The 17,445-nt window shown below is 45.9% G+C and carries 24 protein-coding genes; all 24 read right to left on the bottom strand.

The features are described from left to right. Positions 1-36 precede the first annotated feature (36 nt). On the bottom strand, positions 37-531 hold the full coding sequence (gene rpsE / locus PJI16_08695; GenBank protein MDT3777632.1) for a 30S ribosomal protein S5: 495 nt from the start codon (positions 529-531) through the stop codon (positions 37-39). Positions 532-575: 44 nt separating this feature from the next. Continuing rightward, positions 576-941 carry a 50S ribosomal protein L18 gene (gene rplR, locus PJI16_08690; GenBank protein ID MDT3777631.1) on the bottom strand — a complete coding sequence of 122 codons (366 nt, stop codon included), beginning with the start codon at positions 939-941 and terminating at the stop codon, positions 576-578. A gap of 9 nt (positions 942-950) precedes the next feature. After that, positions 951-1,490 (bottom strand): 50S ribosomal protein L6, encoded by a 540-nt coding sequence (gene rplF / locus PJI16_08685; GenBank protein ID MDT3777630.1) that lies wholly within the window; start codon positions 1,488-1,490, stop codon positions 951-953. A gap of 45 nt (positions 1,491-1,535) precedes the next feature. Next, complete coding sequence (gene rpsH / locus PJI16_08680; GenBank protein ID MDT3777629.1) at positions 1,536-1,943, bottom strand: 30S ribosomal protein S8; 408 nt, start codon at positions 1,941-1,943, stop codon at positions 1,536-1,538. A 63-nt stretch (positions 1,944-2,006) separates the two neighbouring features. Next, positions 2,007-2,192, bottom strand: coding sequence for a type Z 30S ribosomal protein S14 (locus tag PJI16_08675; protein ID MDT3777628.1), 186 nt, complete (start codon positions 2,190-2,192; stop codon positions 2,007-2,009). A gap of 18 nt (positions 2,193-2,210) precedes the next feature. Next, on the bottom strand, positions 2,211-2,840 hold the full coding sequence (rplE, locus tag PJI16_08670) for a 50S ribosomal protein L5 (GenBank protein ID MDT3777627.1): 630 nt from the start codon (positions 2,838-2,840) through the stop codon (positions 2,211-2,213). Further along, positions 2,837-3,169 carry a 50S ribosomal protein L24 gene (gene rplX, locus PJI16_08665; protein MDT3777626.1) on the bottom strand — a complete coding sequence of 111 codons (333 nt, stop codon included), beginning with the start codon at positions 3,167-3,169 and terminating at the stop codon, positions 2,837-2,839. Before rplX ends, rplE begins: the two co-directional genes overlap by 4 nt. 10 nt (positions 3,170-3,179) lie before the next feature. After that, entirely contained in the window at positions 3,180-3,548 is a 369-nt protein-coding gene (gene rplN, locus PJI16_08660; protein ID MDT3777625.1) for a 50S ribosomal protein L14, read from the bottom strand. Positions 3,549-3,607: 59 nt separating this feature from the next. Then, on the bottom strand, positions 3,608-3,874 hold the full coding sequence (gene rpsQ / locus PJI16_08655) for a 30S ribosomal protein S17 (GenBank protein ID MDT3777624.1): 267 nt from the start codon (positions 3,872-3,874) through the stop codon (positions 3,608-3,610). A gap of 33 nt (positions 3,875-3,907) precedes the next feature. Continuing rightward, entirely contained in the window at positions 3,908-4,096 is a 189-nt protein-coding gene (gene rpmC / locus PJI16_08650; protein MDT3777623.1) for a 50S ribosomal protein L29, read from the bottom strand. A 9-nt stretch (positions 4,097-4,105) separates the two neighbouring features. Continuing rightward, positions 4,106-4,528, bottom strand: a complete 423-nt coding sequence (gene rplP, locus PJI16_08645) for a 50S ribosomal protein L16 (protein MDT3777622.1) — start codon at positions 4,526-4,528, stop codon at positions 4,106-4,108. Positions 4,529-4,565: 37 nt separating this feature from the next. Further along, a complete protein-coding gene (gene rpsC / locus PJI16_08640) occupies positions 4,566-5,231 on the bottom strand; it encodes a 30S ribosomal protein S3 (GenBank protein MDT3777621.1) in 666 nt (221 codons plus the stop codon). A 49-nt stretch (positions 5,232-5,280) separates the two neighbouring features. After that, entirely contained in the window at positions 5,281-5,619 is a 339-nt protein-coding gene (gene rplV, locus PJI16_08635; protein MDT3777620.1) for a 50S ribosomal protein L22, read from the bottom strand. A gap of 52 nt (positions 5,620-5,671) precedes the next feature. Continuing rightward, positions 5,672-5,959 carry a 30S ribosomal protein S19 gene (gene rpsS, locus PJI16_08630; protein ID MDT3777619.1) on the bottom strand — a complete coding sequence of 96 codons (288 nt, stop codon included), beginning with the start codon at positions 5,957-5,959 and terminating at the stop codon, positions 5,672-5,674. Between the two features lie 15 nt (positions 5,960-5,974). Continuing rightward, complete coding sequence (gene rplB / locus PJI16_08625; protein MDT3777618.1) at positions 5,975-6,814, bottom strand: 50S ribosomal protein L2; 840 nt, start codon at positions 6,812-6,814, stop codon at positions 5,975-5,977. 43 nt (positions 6,815-6,857) lie between these two features. Further along, positions 6,858-7,145 carry a 50S ribosomal protein L23 gene (locus tag PJI16_08620; protein MDT3777617.1) on the bottom strand — a complete coding sequence of 96 codons (288 nt, stop codon included), beginning with the start codon at positions 7,143-7,145 and terminating at the stop codon, positions 6,858-6,860. A gap of 1 nt (position 7,146) precedes the next feature. Continuing rightward, positions 7,147-7,776 carry a 50S ribosomal protein L4 gene (gene rplD / locus PJI16_08615; GenBank protein MDT3777616.1) on the bottom strand — a complete coding sequence of 210 codons (630 nt, stop codon included), beginning with the start codon at positions 7,774-7,776 and terminating at the stop codon, positions 7,147-7,149. Then, positions 7,776-8,393: a 50S ribosomal protein L3 gene (rplC, locus tag PJI16_08610; GenBank protein ID MDT3777615.1), complete on the bottom strand. Its 618-nt coding sequence runs from the start codon at positions 8,391-8,393 to the stop codon at positions 7,776-7,778. The genes rplD and rplC overlap by 1 nt, the downstream gene beginning before the upstream one ends. 59 nt (positions 8,394-8,452) lie before the next feature. Continuing rightward, entirely contained in the window at positions 8,453-8,764 is a 312-nt protein-coding gene (gene rpsJ / locus PJI16_08605; GenBank protein ID MDT3777614.1) for a 30S ribosomal protein S10, read from the bottom strand. A 35-nt stretch (positions 8,765-8,799) separates the two neighbouring features. Next, on the bottom strand, positions 8,800-10,005 hold the full coding sequence (tuf, locus tag PJI16_08600) for an elongation factor Tu (GenBank protein ID MDT3777613.1): 1,206 nt from the start codon (positions 10,003-10,005) through the stop codon (positions 8,800-8,802). A gap of 55 nt (positions 10,006-10,060) precedes the next feature. Then, on the bottom strand, positions 10,061-12,142 hold the full coding sequence (gene fusA, locus PJI16_08595) for an elongation factor G (protein ID MDT3777612.1): 2,082 nt from the start codon (positions 12,140-12,142) through the stop codon (positions 10,061-10,063). A 97-nt stretch (positions 12,143-12,239) separates the two neighbouring features. Continuing rightward, positions 12,240-12,710 carry a 30S ribosomal protein S7 gene (gene rpsG, locus PJI16_08590; GenBank protein MDT3777611.1) on the bottom strand — a complete coding sequence of 157 codons (471 nt, stop codon included), beginning with the start codon at positions 12,708-12,710 and terminating at the stop codon, positions 12,240-12,242. Positions 12,711-12,774: 64 nt separating this feature from the next. Further along, entirely contained in the window at positions 12,775-13,146 is a 372-nt protein-coding gene (gene rpsL / locus PJI16_08585) for a 30S ribosomal protein S12 (GenBank protein ID MDT3777610.1), read from the bottom strand. A 129-nt stretch (positions 13,147-13,275) separates the two neighbouring features. Then, the gene (gene rpoC, locus PJI16_08580; protein ID MDT3777609.1) at positions 13,276-17,430 is read right to left on the bottom strand and encodes a DNA-directed RNA polymerase subunit beta'; all 4,155 of its coding nucleotides are present in this window, start codon (positions 17,428-17,430) and stop codon (positions 13,276-13,278) included. Positions 17,431-17,445 lie beyond the last annotated feature (15 nt).

The following is a 17,445-nucleotide window of genomic DNA, read 5'->3' as shown; positions in this document are numbered from 1 at the left end:
ATTTCCTGGTTTCCTGACTGGTCATTTCGATATCTATTAATCTTCCATCCCGACAGCGGTTCGACGCAACTCTCTTACTTCATGTGGATCACGGAGTTGACTCAACCCTTGAATGGTTGCTCTCACTGCGTTAAAAGGATTCCCACGACCTAGGGTTTTCGCAACGATATTCTGAGCACCAGCCACTTCCAACAATGAGCGAACTGCTCCTCCTGCAATGATCCCAGTACCCTGCTTGGCAGGTTTTAAGACAATGTGTTCCCCACCAAAATATCCATGCACCTCATGGGGTATGGTATTCGATTTAAGGGGTATTCTGATAAGATTTTTTTTTGCATGAGCCACGGCTTTAGCTATAGCAGATGGAACTTCAGTCGCTTTACCTTTTCCCACACCCACCCAACCATCACCATCACCCACAACCACCAAGGCCGAAAATGAAAAGCGTTTTCCACCTTTCACTACCTTGGCCACTCGGTTAATTACAACCGGCTTATCTTTTAAATTGAGCTCTTCAACATTAACCCTCACAGAAGTGAATCCTTCCCTTTAGCAAAATTTAAGGCTGGTTCTGATTAGAATTTCAGTCCTCCGGAACGCGCGGCATCTGCCAAAGCCTTTACCCGACCATGATACAATCTTCCACCTCTATCAAAGACGACTAGTTCAATTGGTATGGCTTTTGCCCGTTCAGCGATTGCTTGTCCAACCATTTTCGCCGCTTCAATATTCCCACCAGATTTTATCTTGTCTTTTAAACCAGGGTCGCAGGATGACGCAGAAACCAAAGTGCGCCCAGCCGAATCATCAATGATCTGGGCATAGATATGAGAATTACTTCTAAATACACTTAATCGTGGGCGGGAAGACAAGCCCACGATGCGCAAACGGACGCGCCTACTTCGTTTACTTAATCTTTTTTGTTTTTCAAGTATATTCACAAGTTCAACCTACTTTTTACCGGCTTTGCCAGCTTTTTTACGAAGTATTTCACCAACATACTTTATACCTTTTTGCTTGTACACATCAGGAACCTTCATACCTCTGATTTGAGCTGCAACCAAGCTAACCATTCGTTTATCAATACCCTTAAGAGAAATCGAAGTTTGTTTGTCAACAGACGCCTCTACCCCTTTTGGCAATCCCATTGATACGGGATGAGCATATCCTACGGAAAAGCTCAATTCTTTTCCTTGAATTTGGGCACGGTATCCAACCCCCATCACTTCTAGGTTTTCCTGAAAACCCTCCTTCACCCCCTTTACCTGATTTGCGAGTTCAGCCCTTGTTAGTCCATGCAAGGCCTTGAGTTTTGCCGAATCGCTATTCCGGGTTAAGGAAACTTCCTCATTTTCGATACTGATTTGTATTCCTGGGTTTAGGTTCCATTGCAACTCACCGAGCGGTCCCTTCACCAAAACGTTTCCATCAAGGACGCGCACTTCCACGCCCTTTGGAATTGATATCGGCTTTCTTCCAATCCTCGACATGATTTACCTATTAATTAAAAAACCAAGTAAATAAGTATCCAAAAATTACCAAATATGGCACAGAATTTCACCGCCAACCTGGGAACTCCGGCATTGCTCGTCCGTTAATAACCCACGGTCAGTGGTCAAGATTGCCAAACCCAATCCACGCATTACCCGTGGCAGATCTTCTTTCCCAGCATAAACTCTACATCCAGGCTTACTTATTCTTTTTATCCCAGTTATGAAGGACTTCTTTTGTCTACCAGGGGCATATCGAAGCGATACTTCAATAACCGGGTGGCCATTAGCACCCGTAGCTGCCTTGTAGTCACGAATAAATCCTTCTTCCTTGAAAATTCTTAGTATATCTTTTTTAACACGAGAAGATGGGATTTTAACCAAATCGTGTCCACGGCGTCCCGCATTTTGAATTCGCACGAATAAATCTGCGAGAGGATCAGTCATCGACATGCTAAAAAACCTCGTATTGAATGATTAGCCAAATACCCAAAAAATCCGTTTACCACAAGAAGTCTACCAACTAGATTTAGTGACACCAGGGATATCACCCTTCAAACTAAGGAAACGAAAACAAATTCGACACATAAGGAAACGTCGCAAAAAACCTCTCACTCTGCCGCAAAGAGCGCAGCGATTATAGTGGCGAACTGTGAATTTTGGCTTTCGCTTAGCCTTATTCTTTAATGCTAACCTTGACACGTACGCTCCTTTCCCTCTCTAGGGTTTTCTAAAAGGCATTCCCAAGTGGGTCAATAAAGATTTGGCTTCATCATTCCGTTGAGCGGTGGTAACAAACGTAATATCCATACCATGTATTGATGCAACATCGTCATATTTAATTTCAGGAAATGCTAGCTGTTCTTTTAAACCCAGAGTATAGTTCCCTCGTCCGTCGAAAGCTTTTGGTGAGATCCCACGGAAATCCCGAATTCTCGGCAAAGCCACGGATACCAATCGGTCCAAGAACTCATGCATTCTTGCGCCCCTTAATGTAACCTTGGTTCCGATCGGAATTCCTTCACGCAATTTAAATCCAGCTATGGCCTTCTTTGAACGAGTCAGGACAGGCTTTTGTCCTGAAATTTGCTCAAGTTCTGCAGCAGCACTTTCTAACAACTTTACATTTTGAACGGCTTCTCCCATTCCAATATTTAAGACAATCCGCTCAACCCGAGGGACCTGCATGGGATTTTGATAGCCAAATTCCTTCATCATAGCCGGAATGACTTTTTCTTGGTACATCGCCTTAATCCTAGGAACATAATCCGTCGGTTTAATAGCAGAAGAACCTACAGCTTTTTCTTTTGTTTTAGCTGTTTGTTTCGTAACCGATTTTGATTTCATCAGCTTTTTTCCAAAACTTCGTTTGAATCTTTTTGGTAAACACGCACTTTTCGTCCATCATCAAAAGTTTTCATTTTAATCCTAGAAGGTTTCTTAGCGGATTCACAGAAAGCCATGACGTTTGAAATGGCTATAAAACCTTCCCTTTCAAGAATTCCACCCTGTTTGTTTTTTGCGTTGGGCTTTGTATGACGTTTTAATATGTTGAGCTTTTCAACTGTGACTCTGGCATCTTTTGTTTGGACCTGGAGGACCTTACCCGTCTTCCCACGCTCCTTGCCAGCGATAACCATAACCATATCGCCTTTTTTTATTCGAAATTTTTCAGACATAATAACCTACCTAAATGACTTCTGGGGCCAGAGATATGATTTTCATATATTTCTTCTTTCTTAACTCTCTTGCAACCGGTCCAAAGATACGAGTTCCAACCGGGTCTCCCTGAGCGTTTACTAAGACACAAGCATTCCGGTCAAATTTAATGTGTGAACCATCCTCTCGACGTCGGCCTTTTTTTGTTCGCACAATCACAGCCTTCATCACGTCACCCTTTTTAACGGATGCCTTTGGAATTGCCTCTTTCACTGCCACAACAATAATGTCACCCAAAGATCCATACCGACGCTTTGTACCACCCAATACATGAAAGCACATGACATTTTTCGCGCCTGAATTATCAGCAACATCAAGATAGGTATAATTTTGTATCATTTATTAACTCTATTTCTTACAAACTCAAGGGAAAATATAAGACACCTTCTTCTGTAATCCTAGGTGGTCACTCGCTTAGTTAAGACCTCTGCAACACGCCAGTGCTTGCTCTTGCTTAAAGGGCGCGCATAAACAATATTAACCTGATCACCTATTAGGCATTGGTTTATTTCGTCATGAGCTTTTATCTTGGTTTTTTTTCTCATAACTTTCCCATACAAAGAATGGCGCTCAATGCGAACAACTTCAACCACTACGGTCTTTTGCATTTTATTACTGACAACTTTTCCCGTAAGCGATCGAGGCATAGCCCTGGTCTGTGTCATAGTGGAGCAACTTTCCTTCAAAATCGTGGTTGACTAGGTAGCTTTTTGGCGAAGAACCGTTTGAACCCTGGCGATATTTTTTCTTGTCTCACGTATTCTCATGGGGTTTTCCATTCGCCCCAATGCCAATTGACTCCTAAAATGAAACAATTCTTGTTTCAATTTATTTACTTTTTCAAGCAATTCAATTTTTTCTAAATTTTTTATTTCGTCCATTTCCATATCCAATACCTACAAAACCGGTATTTCGCCACGAATAACAAACTTTGTTGCCACAGGTAACTTATGTCCTGCTAAACGCAAAGCCTCTTCCGCAACGATTTGGGAAACATCATCCATTTCAAACAAAATTCTTCCAGACTTTATAGGTGCAACCCAATACTCAGGGTTACCCTTTCCTTTTCCCATTCGAACTTCCGCAGGTTTCTTCGTAATGGGTTTATCAGGGAATATTCTGGTCCAAATCCTTCCACCCCTTTTTACATGTCTGGTCATAGCAATACGAGCTGCTTCGATTTGCCTGGCAGTAATTCTTCCGGGCTCCATGGCTTTAAGGCCAAACACCCCGTAGGCGATTTCCCCCCCACGGTAGGCCTTCCCACGCATTCGGCCTTTTTGAACCTTTCTGAATTTTACCCTTTTCGGAGCTAACATCTTTCAATTACTCCAATCACTTAAATCTTTTAATCTTTTATAAAAAACCCAAGGAAGGCTCGGATTTTTCCAAAGAAGGAATCTGAGCATCCCCTTTATAAATCCAAGCCTTAACTCCTATTTGACCCATTGCGGTTTTTGCTTCTGCAAATCCATATTCCACGTCGGCCCTAAGAGTATGAAGGGGTACTCGACCCTCCCGATACCATTCCGTTCTGGCAATCTCATGTCCACCCAGGCGTCCAGCACAGTACACTTTAATTCCCAAAGCCCCAAGTCGAAGGGAAGATGCAACACTACGCTTCAATGCACGCCGAAAAGAGACACGCTTTTCCAATTGGGTAGCAATATTTTCCGCAACCAACTGCGCATCCAATTCCGGCTTTTTAATTTCCTTCACGTTTACGAAAACTTCATTGCCATATTCTTTTTCAAGCGTGGCCTTCAATTTATCAACTTCAGCGCCCTTCCTCCCAATGATAATTCCAGGACGGGCAGTATGAATAATTAATTTCAGCTGGTTACCTGACCGTTCAATCTCTACACTTGATATGCCGGCATGATACAATCGCTTTTTAACCACGTCCCTTATAGACAAATCTTGGTGAAGAAGCTTCGCATAGTCCTTTTTTGCATACCATCGCGAATGCCATGTACGGGTATAACCTAATCTGAATCCATACGGGTGCGTCTTTTGACCCATGTATTCTGTCTCCCCCTAACTCCCAAGTTTTGAATATAAAGGCACTTTATCAATTAGCTGGACATACAACGATCGTTATATGACTTGTTCGCTTATGAATAGGGTTAGCCCTTCCCATTGATCGCGGGCGAAACCGTTTGTAAATTTGAGCACCATCCACATAAGCCCTCGAAATTTTAAGATTTTCCGGGTCACCTAAATCTTTCTGCCCAGCGTTGGAAACTGCAGAAAAGAGCAATTGTTCAACCACCCTGGCAGCTGACCTTGGCGTATATTTCAATATGGCCAATGCTTCCGCCGCATTCCTTCCCCTCACCAAATCAACCATTAACCTTGCTTTACGTGGAGCCAGTCTTACATGTCGAAGAATTGCTTTAGCTTCAGTCATATCTTTATTCTACCTTCTCAAGTATTTCATGACTTCGGATTCGGTTAATTCCCTACTTTAGCGCAACTGCCTTCTCACTCCTGGCATGCCCATGTCCTTTAAAAAATCTTGTTGGAGCGAATTCACCCAATTTATGGCCAACCATATTGTCGGTAATAAAAACCGGAATAAATTTTTTCCCATTATGGACCGCAAAAGTCAAACCGATCATATCCGGAATAATTGTCGAACGGCGAGACCAAGTTTTTATTACCTTGGACTCTCTCCCTTCCCTGGCCTTTTCTACTTTTTTAGCAATATGGTCATCGACAAATGGACCTTTATGAACTGACCTTGGCATCGATTCCCCCTTATATTAACGGGACTTTTTCTTTCTACCTGCAATGATAAAACGCGAGCTTTGATTTCGCGGCTTCCGAGTCTTAAAACCCTTGGTAGGCTGCCCCCACGGTGAAACGGGATGAGGATTACCTTGACCAGACTTACCCTCCCCACCGCCATGCGGATGGTCAACCGGATTCATCACAACCCCACGCTGATGAGGCTTACGTCCCAACCATCGTGACCTGCCGGCTTTGCCAATAGTTACGTTGTTATGGTCCGTATTTCCCACCTGGCCAATAGTTGCCATACATGTTCCGAGTATCTTTCTCATTTCACCAGACGTTAATCTAATCTGGACGTAACCTTCATCACGGCCCATTACCTGAGCAGAAGCCCCAGCACTTCTAGCCAACTGGGCACCCTTCCCTGGCTTCAATTCAACATTATGAACCACTATACCAAGCGGCATTTCCATAAGTGGCATCGCATTCCCAACCCTCACGTCAACTCCACTACCGGACTGGACTGAATCACCCACCTTTAAACCAAAAGGAGCCAGAATATAGCGCTTCTCTCCATCTGCATAATACAGCAGTGCAATTCGAGCGGAACGATTTGGGTCATACTCCAAACCGGCAACCTTACCGACAACCTTAAACTTGTCACGTTTGAAATCAATTTTCCGATAAAGCCGCTTATGTCCACCACCCTTAAATCGGGATGTAATCCTCCCAGCGTTATTCCTTCCACCAGACTTAGAATTAGAGGTGGTCAAGGATTTCAGAGGCCTTTTACGCGACAACCCCTCACCCGTAACTGCCGACATTCCTCTTCGCCCAGGTGATGTTGGATTATATTCTTTTATTGGCATAACCTAATTCTCACCATTCATTAAATGAAACAAAGAAACCATACTAGGCGCTTTCATACAGTTCTATTTTTTCACCTTCTTTTAATGTGATGAAGGCCTTTCTCCAATCCGATCTTTTACCAGTAAAACGACCTTGTCGCTTCTTTTTGCCCTTAACATTCATCATATTCACAGAAGCGACCTTTACGCTAAAAACCTTCTCCACGGCTCTACGAACATCAATTCGCGTTGCCTGACGATGCACGGAGAATGCAATAGCGTTTTTTATTTCGCGTATTGCCGTGATTTTTTCTGTTAACAATGGACGTATCAAAACATCATGTGGATTCACGTTACACCCAAATTTCCTGGATTCGTTCTAGCTCTACTCTGGTTACTACCATTTTCTCACACCAAAGCACGTCATACACATTAAGGTCTTTGCCATGAAGGATCTTTAAATTTTTTACATTTTTCCCAAGACGAAAAAAATCGGCCAAACCATCATGGATAACTAAAAGGACTTTTCCACTTGCCCCAATATTTAATAACAATTTAACCAATTCACGTGTTTTCATTTCTGGCAGTGCTAGATCATCCAAAACTATCAATCCATCTCCAACCTTGGATGCAAGAGCCCCCTTCAGGGCCGCCCTATACATTTTTTTTGGCAGCGTGGAAGCATATGATCGTGGTTGCGGCCCAAAAACGGTCCCACCACCCCTCCAAATGGGAGAACGACTTGATCCAGACCTTGCTCTCCCCGTATGTTTCTGCTTCCAAGGTTTTTTACCACCACCCCTTACTTCGCCACGCCCGATTGTAGAAGCCGTACCCTGCCTTTTACTTGATTGCTGCATCACCACAGCCCGATGAACCAGCGAAGGATTGACAGTGGAACTGAAAACCCCATCAGTTAAGTCAACTTTATCTACAGGCCGAGCGTCTTGGCCTATTACGGGAAAAGCATCAATAGACTGCATTAGCCAACCTTCCTTACAATGACTACCCCTCCGACCGGACCAGGGACAGACCCGGTAATTAACAGGATATTTTCTTCTGACTTTATTCCGAAAACCTTCAAACCTCTAACCGTTATCCGCTTATTACCCATATGACCAGGTAGCTTTTTATTCTTTAACACCCTTGAAGGAAAGGAGCTTGATCCGATAGACCCAGGGGCTCGATGGAACATTGAACCATGGGACGCGGGACCACCAGCATAATTATGCCTTTTAATAACTCCCTGAAAACCCTTTCCCTTAGAAATCCCCTGGACATTAATTGGCTCACCTTCGGTAAATAAATTTACGTCAACCATGGAGCCAACCTCCGCATCCCCGGCAGAGTCAAATTCCCTTAAATGACGCCAAACCTTATTTCCTGCTTTTTTCAGGTGCCCCAACTGGGCCTTTGATTGCTTCCGCTCCGGGACCTCATCGAATCCTATTTGGACGGCTTCATAGCCATCTGTACTCTTTTTTTTGAGCTGAACAATTCCGCATGGACCCGCTTCAATAACCGTCACAGGGATAAGGCGCCGCTCCTCATCGAACACTTGAATCATTCCTAATTTTTTTCCTATCAACCCTTTAACCATAATTCAATAATTACCTAGATTAAGTTTACCGAAACTAAGGAAAGCCTTGACCACAAAAACTAAAGCTTAATTTCCACATCTACTCCGGCCGCCAGATTCAGCTTCATCAAAGCGTCCATAGTCTCAGGCGTTGGTTCCATAATGTCCAGCAACCGCTTATGAGTTCGGATTTCAAACTGCTCACGTGACTTTTTATCAACGTGAGTCGATCTCTGAACCGTCCACTTCTCAATCCTCGTAGGGAGTGGCACCGGTCCGGCAATGCGGGCTCCGCTCCGACGAACAGTATCAACAATCTCACGAAGAGATTGATCCAACACCCTATAGTCAAAACCTTTTAAGCGTATTCGTATTCTGCGGTCTCGATCCACAAAAACCTACCCTTTCCACTAACACCAGTATGTTCTTACGCGACGATTTCCGTGACCACCCCGGCTCCCACCGTTCGGCCCCCTTCTCGCACTGCAAATCGCACCCCTTGCTCCATGGCAATCGGGGAGATCAATTCCCCCTCAAACGACACATTATCCCCCGGCATCACCATCTCCACCCCCGGGTTTAATTGCACCACCCCCGTGACATCCGTCGTCCGGAAGTAAAACTGCGGACGATACCCATTAAAAAACGGCGTATGCCGCCCGCCCTCATCCTTCGTCAAAATATACACTTCCGCTTTGAATTTCGTATGCGGCGTAATACTCTTCGGCTTGGCTAACACCATACCCCGCTCCACATCCTCTTTCTTCGTACCCCGCAACAGCGCCCCAATATTGTCACCCGCCTGCCCCTCATCCAACACCTTCCGGAACATTTCCACGCCCGTGACAATCGTCGTCTGCGTCGGCCTCAGCCCCACAATCTCAATTTCATCCCCCACCTTGACCACCCCGCGCTCCACCCGGCCCGTCACCACCGTCCCCCGACCGCTAATCGTAAAGACATCTTCAATCGGCATGAGAAACGGCTTGTCAATGGCCCGCTGCGGGGTCGGGATATAGCTATCGACGGCCTCCAATAAGCGCATAATCGACGGGACCCCCACTTCACTCTGATCCCCCTCAATCGCCTTGATCGCGGACCCAATGACCACCGGCACATCATCGCCCGGGAAGCCATACTTCGTGAGCAACTCCCGCACTTCCAATTCCACCAACTCCAACAACTCTTTATCTTCAACCTTGTCCGCTTTATTCAAAAAGACCACAATAAAGGGCACCCCGACCTGCCGCGCCAACAAAATATGCTCCCGCGTTTGCGGCATCGGCCCATCAGCGGCACTCACCACCAAAATCGCGCCGTCCATCTGCGCCGCCCCCGTAATCATATTCTTCACATAATCCGCATGCCCCGGGCAGTCGACGTGCGCATAATGCCGATTATCCGTTTCATATTCCACATGGGAGATGGCAATGGTCAGAATTTTGGTCGGATCCCGTCGCCCCTGGCTCTCACTCGCCTTGGCCACCTCATCATAGGGAATAAATTTGGCCTTCCCCGTATCGCCCATCACCTTCGTCAAGGCCGAGGTCAATGTCGTCTTGCCATGGTCGACATGCCCGATCGTTCCCACATTGACATGCGGCTTCTTCCGCTCAAACTTCGCCTTCGCCATGCCCTACCTCCTCTTGAAATCCTTACCGTACCGAGTTAGAAAATTTACGAGGATACTACTCCCCTTGATTCTTTTTTATGATTTGTTGAGCCATGAGCTTTGGCACCACTTCATAAGACTCAAATTCCATACTATACGTCGCACGTCCCTGAGTCTTTGAACGTAAATCTGTGGAATAACCAAACATCTCACTCAAAGGAACCTCAGCATCGACAATTTGAGAGGTCCCTCTTGCCCGCATCCCATGAATTTTTCCCCGCCGACTATTTAAATCACCTATCACATCCCCCATAAAATCTTGAGGAACAAGCACCTCAACCTTCATGACCGGTTCCAATAAAACCAAATCGGCCTTCTGGCAAGCACTCACCAACGCCATTGACCCCGCAATCTTAAAAGCCATCTCACTCGAATCCACCTCATGAAAAGACCCGTCAAATAAAGTTACCTTAAGGTCACGAAGAGGGTACCCGGCAAGAATTCCACTCTCCATACGCTCACGAACCCCTTTTTCAACCGGAGCGATATATTCCCTTGGAACCGTACCTCCAACAATTTTATTGACGAACTCCAACCCTACGCCAGACTCAGCGGGCTCAACCCTCAACCACACATGGCCATACTGACCACGACCACCGGTCTGCTTTACATATTTCCCCTCAGCCTCAGCTCTTCCCTTAATAGTTTCGCGATAAGCTACCTGAGGCTTTCCTACATTCGCCTGCACCTTAAATTCCCGAAGGAGCCGATCCACAATGATCTCAAGATGCAATTCGCCCATTCCAGAAATGATTGTTTGGCCCGTCTCATCATCAGATTTAACTTGAAAAGAAGGATCTTCCTGAGCAAGCTTTTCCAAAGAATAGCCCAATTTATCCATATCTTGCTTAGTTTTTGGCTCAACCGCCAATGAAATAACCGGCTCAGGAAATTTTATAACTTCCAGCAATATCTGATGCTTCTCATCACAAAGCGTATCACCCGTTCGAGTATCCTTGAGTCCCACAGCTGCAGCAATATCACCAGCAGAGACTTCCTCAATCTCTTCTCGCTTATTAGCATGCATTTTCAACAATCGCCCTACTCGTTCCTTTTTCCCCTTTGCGACGTTATAAACATAAGATCCAGCGGTTAATTTCCCTGAATATACCCTGAAATACGTCAATTGACCGGAAAAAGGATCAGACATTATCTTAAATGCCAACGCAGCAAATGGCTCACTATCTTGAGGTTTCCTAGTGATTTCCCCTTCAGTATGAGGATCAATCCCCACCACCGGAGGAAGATCAACCGGCGAAGGAAGATAATCCACCACACCATCGAGTAACGGCTGAACACCTTTATTTTTAAATGCCGACCCACAAAAAACCGGGTTAATTTTCAACCCTATCGTCCCAGCCCGGATCACCCGCTTAACTTCATCTACCCCAAGCACCTCTCCAGCCAAATACCGCTCCATCACCACTTCATCAAACTCTACAACGGCATCCAATAATTTCTCGCGGTACTCTTTCGCCACCCCCATAAATTCATCAGGAATTTCTTGAACGGAATAGGCAGCCCCAAGAGTCTCATCATCAAAAACCAACGCCTTCATAACCAGAAGGTCAATTACCCCCCGCAATCCATCCTCACTTCCCAAAGGCAATTGCACAGGAACAGGCTTGGCCCCAAGCCGGTCAACCAAAGACTTTACGCTTGCAAAAAAATCAGCCCCCACTCGATCCATCTTATTCATAAACACAATTCGTGGGACGCGATATTTATCTGCCTGGCGCCACACGGTCTCGGATTGCGGCTCCACACCCTGAACCGAATCAAAAACAGCTATAGCCCCATCGAGCACCCGAAGCGACCGCTCCACCTCAATCGTGAAATCCACATGACCAGGGGTATCAATAATGTTAATCCGACTTTCTTTCCAGAAACAGGTGGTGGCAGCAGAGGTAATCGTAATCCCCCTCTCCCGCTCCTGCTCCATCCAATCCATCGTTGCCGCACCCTCATGGACCTCACCAATTTTATGAGAAACCCCGGTGTAATAGAGGACCCGCTCCGTTGTCGTAGTCTTCCCGGCATCAATATGGGCCATAATCCCAATATTCCGAGTTCGACTTAAAATAAAATCTGCAGACACAAATCCCTCACACAAAAAAATGCCGCCAAGGGCTCAGTCAATTAAGATTAAACAGAGAATTAAACCATCTACCCAAGAAAACACCAAAGAATGAAACCTACCACCGGTAATGGGCAAACGCTCTATTCGCCTCAGCCATCCGGTGCGTCTCATCCCGCTTCTTTACCGCCGAACCATTATTATTCGCAGCATCCATGAGCTCTGCCGCTAACTTTTCCCTCATACTCTTGCCACTTCTCGCCAGAGCACTCTGCTTAATCCACCTCAAAGCCAACGCCACCTGCCGCACAGGACGGATTTCAACCGGCACCTGATAAGATGCCCCACCAACCCGCCTCGACTTCACCTCAACCATCGGCTTGACATTCCCAAGGGCAGCATGGAATACCTTAAGAGGCTCATCTCCCGTCTTATCCCTGACAATATCAAAGGCACCATAACAAACTCTTTCAGCCGTACTCTTCTTTCCGTCCTGAAGGAGAATATTTAAAAACCTCCCAACAACCTGGTCCTTATACCTGGCATCCTGCACTACCTTTTGACGAAGAACGAGTGGCCTACGTGGCATTTTTTCCCCTAAAAAAATTAGCGAGTTTTAAATTGAATAAGCGAAGGTGAAAGCGCGAAGCCTACTACTTGGGACGCTTTGCTCCATACTTTGATCGCCCCTGCTTCCGATTAGCAACCCCGACGGCATCCAACGCCCCACGGATCATGTGATATCTGACACCAGGAAGGTCCTTCACCCTACCACCCCTGACCAAAACGATAGAATGCTCCTGAAGATTATGCCCCATACCAGGTATATATGCCGTCACCTCAAGCCCAGTCGTTAACCGAACCCTCGCCACCTTTCTTAATGCCGAGTTTGGCTTCTTAGGCGTGGTAGTATATACACGAAGGCACACACCCCTTCTCTGAGGGCATTGATTTAAAGCCGAACTCTTACTTTTTATTTTAATTGCCTTACGGCCGACTCTTATCAATTGATTTACTGTTGGCATCTTAATTCCAATTACATCTTAATTTTGAGAAATTTAACTTGCAAAAATCATTGAGGCGAACCTGATGATCTTATAGATTCATTTTCATTATGTCAAGATCATTTTTACTCATAAAATAAACAATTAAATTCATTTATCATTTAACGAATGAACTTTATTTAAACCTTGTTGATCCTCTGATGACAGCGCCACCTCTTCCGTTCGCTTGGGGACAAAAGTTTCGCGGTACGCCCCCCATCCCGTTCCAGCCGGAATCAACCTGCCCACTATCACATTCTCCTTCAACCCACGCAAATCATCTGTACGTCCATTAATAGCTGCCTCCGTCAGAACCCTTGTTGTTTCCTGGAAAGAGGCACCAGAAATAAAGCTGTCAGTACTCAGAGAGGCTTTCGTGATTCCCAACAAGACAGGCTTACCTAATGCCGGCTGTCCACCCTCAGAAAGGACCCTCTCATTCTCATCATCAAAAACAGATTTATTGACCTGAGTGCCAGGCAAGAAGGAACTATCGCCAGCATCTTCAATTCTCACTTTTTTCAGCATTTGCCGGGTGATGACCTCAATGTGCTTATCATTAATCACCACTCCCTGTAGGCGATAAACCTCTTGCACTTCATCAACCAAATACTTTTGCAATTCTCTTGGTCCCAAGACGCTTAGAATATCATGCGGATTAGCAGATCCATCCATTAAGGGCTCCCCAGCTCTTACCCAATCCCCTTCATGGACATTGACGTGTCGACCACGTGGAATAAAGTATTCTTTTACATCACCAATCTTATTATCCACAACAACCTTCCGCAGGCCTTTCACAAAACCACCAAAAGACACCTCTCCATCAATTTCCGTGACTACGGCATGCTCCTTGGGCTTTCTTGCTTCAAACAATTCGGCAACTCGGGGCAACCCTCCGGTAATATCTTTTGTCTTAGTGGTTTCTCTTGGAATTTTTGCCAATACATCACCTGGAAATACAGACGAGCCTTTTTCCACAAAAATATGAGCTCCCACCGGCAGGAGGTATCGGGCAGGCGATCCGGAAGAAAGTTTTGCGGTCTTCCCTGATTCGTCCTTAACAGATAAGCGTGGACGCAAATTGGTCCCCGCTTGCTCGATGACCACACGACGGGATAAACCCGTGACCTCATCCACTTCTTCTTTCATGGTGACTCCTTCGGCTATATCACCGAAAGCCACTCTTCCCCCCACTTCAGTCAGAATTGTGAGTGAATATGGATCCCACTCCACAAACTTCTGCCCAATTTCGACTTTTCCTCCATCAGGGACCTTTATCTTACCCCCATACACAACAGGATATTTTTCACGCTCACGGCCAGTTTCATCAATTACCGCAACCTTGCCATTTCTTACCATGACGACCCAATCTCCTTGTCGGGTTTTCACCGCCATGCTGGGATTGTAAAAATCCGCATTTTTCTTTGCGTCAAAGCTTAAAAATTTGATCGTGCCGTCATGCTTCGATGCTAGAACAGTTTGCTCCACAACCTTACTGGCCGTGCCTCCAATATGGAAGGTTCGCATCGTCAACTGAGTACCTGGTTCTCCGATGGATTGAGCGGCGATGACCCCAACAGGCTCACCCATTTCTACAAGCCGACCGCGCGCCAAATCCCTACCGTAACATTTGGCACATACTCCCCATCTGGATTGGCACGTGAGAACCGACCGAATTTTTACGTGATCGATGCCTGCTTCAACAATGGTCTTACAAAGCTCTTCCTCTAACTCTTCATGAGCCTTAACAATGACTTCCTGCGTGACAGGGTCGAGCAGATCCTCAGCGGTCAACCGACCAAGGATGCGTTCATCCAGGGATTGAATCACTTCTCCTCCCTCTACCAAGGCCGAAACAATGATTCCGTCCGTTGTAAAACAATCAGGCTCACTGATAATCACATCCTGAGCCGCGTCGACAAGGCGCCTAGTGAGGTATCCGGAATTTGCCGTCTTGAGTGCCGTATCGGCCAACCCTTTGCGTGCCCCATGAGTCGAAATAAAATACTGCAGAACAGTGAGACCCTCTCGGAAATTAGCGGTAATAGGGGTTTCAATAATTTCCCCTGAAGGCTTGGCCATAAGACCGCGCATTCCGCCCAATTGGCGAATTTGCTGCGAACTTCCCCTGGCGCCTGAATCCGCCATCATATAAATAGGATTAAGGCCTTCTGCTGCACCTCGCCCGCCTCCCTCTTTAATTTCCTTCATCATTTCAATTGCGACTTCTTCACCAACATGCGCCCAAATATCGATAACCTTATTGTAGCGCTCCCCATTTGTAATCAAGCCTTCACTGTATTGCTCATGAACTTGATAAACATCCCCCTTTGCCCGCTCGATCAATTCCTTTTTTCGAGAAGGAATATGCATATTGTCTATACAAATAGAAACCCCAGCTTTTGTGGCATAAGAGAATCCTAAATCCTTCAATTTATCAAGCATGACGACCACTTCATGTAAGCCGGTTTTGCGATAAACACGATCAACCAATTTCGTCAGCTCTTTTTTTGTCATAAGCTGATTCACATGTGAAAATGGCATACTGGCTGGCAGCACTTCCGAAAGAATTACTCGCCCAACCGTGGTATCGATCATATCTCCATCGATTCGCACTTTCACTCTCGCCTGCTCTTCTACTTCCTGCGAATCATAGGCAATCCGAACTTCTTCTGCCGACGAAAAAATTTTCCCTTCGCCACGGGCACCATCACGATCCTTCGTCAGCCAATAGCACCCTAACACCATGTCCTGGGATGGAATGGACAAGGGTCGGCCATTTGCAGGTGAAAGAACATTATTGGCAGCCATCATTAATACCCGACTTTCAATTTGGGCTTCCACCGAAAGCGGAACGTGGACAGCCATTTGATCCCCGTCAAAGTCTGCATTAAAGGCCGCACAGACTAACGGATGAAGACGAATAGCCTTACCTTCAACCAAAATAGGGTCAAAGGCTTGAATCCCTAGTCGATGAAGCGTTGGAGCACGATTCAACATGACCGGGTGCTCCCGAATTACCTCATCAAGAACATCCCAGACTTCTGGACGCTCCTTCTCAACCAATCGCTTGGCACTTTTGATTGTGGTCGCCGCACCACGTTCTTCCAATTTATGAAAAATAAATGGCTTAAATAATTCTAGAGCCATCTTTTTAGGCAATCCGCATTGGTTAAGCCGCAATTCAGGACCAACCACAATCACCGAGCGTCCAGAGTAATCCACCCGTTTCCCCAGGAGATTCTGCCTAAATCGACCCTGTTTTCCTTTAAGCATATCGCTCAAGGATTTCAAAGGACGCTTATTGGCACCACGAATAACCCGACCCCGACGGCCGTTATCAAACAACGCGTCGACCGCCTCCTGAAGCATACGCATCTCATTGCGGATAATGACACCAGGGGCCTTCAATTCCACCAATCGCTTAAGACGGTTATTGCGGTTTATCACTCGTCGGTAGAGGTCATTAAGATCCGACGTTGCGAACCGGCCACCATCTAAGGGCACCAAAGGGCGAAGCTCAGGCGGCAACACAGGAATGGCATCCATAATCATCCATTCCGGGTTATTTCCAGACTTATGAAATGCCTCAATGACCTTCAAACGTTTCGTCAGTTTTTTTCCTACAGCCGCGGATGTCGTACTTTTAATCTTGACATGGCGCTCATCCCACAAAGCATTTATATCTACTTTGCGCAATAATTCACGAATAGCTTCAGCCCCAATACCCACTTTAAATGAATTGGCCCCATACTCCTCAACACATTCCCGATATCTTTCCTCAGTCAGGAGCTCCCGTTCTTTCAAATTCGTATTACCAGGATCCAAGACCACATAGGCCTCAAAATACAGAATCTTTTCCAGCTGCTTTAAACTCATATCCAAAAGGATCCCAATTCGGCTTGGCACACCCTTGAGAAACCAAATATGGGCTACAGGAGCAGCCAATTCAATATGGCCCATCCTCTCACGTCGAACTTTTGACTGAATGACTTCCACGCCGCATTTATCACATACAATACCGCGATGCTTCATTCGCTTGTATTTACCGCAATTACATTCCCAATCTTTTGTTGGTCCAAATATTTTTGCGCAAAACAACCCATCCCGCTCAGGCTTAAAGGACCGATAGTTGATTGTCTCAGGCTTTTTTACCTCACCGTAGGACCACGAGCGAATTTTCTCAGGCGAGGCGATACGAATCCGCATGGCATCAAACGAAACTGCATCACGAGGTTTTTCAAAAAGCGAATAGATACTGTCCAAGTTCGTTCCTCCGAT

Source organism: Nitrospira sp. MA-1, from assembly GCA_032139905.1.
GTDB lineage: Bacteria > Nitrospirota > Nitrospiria > Nitrospirales > UBA8639 > Nitrospira_E.
The sequence above is the reverse complement of the archived record's forward strand: the minus strand, read 5'-3'. Positions and strand labels throughout refer to the sequence as shown.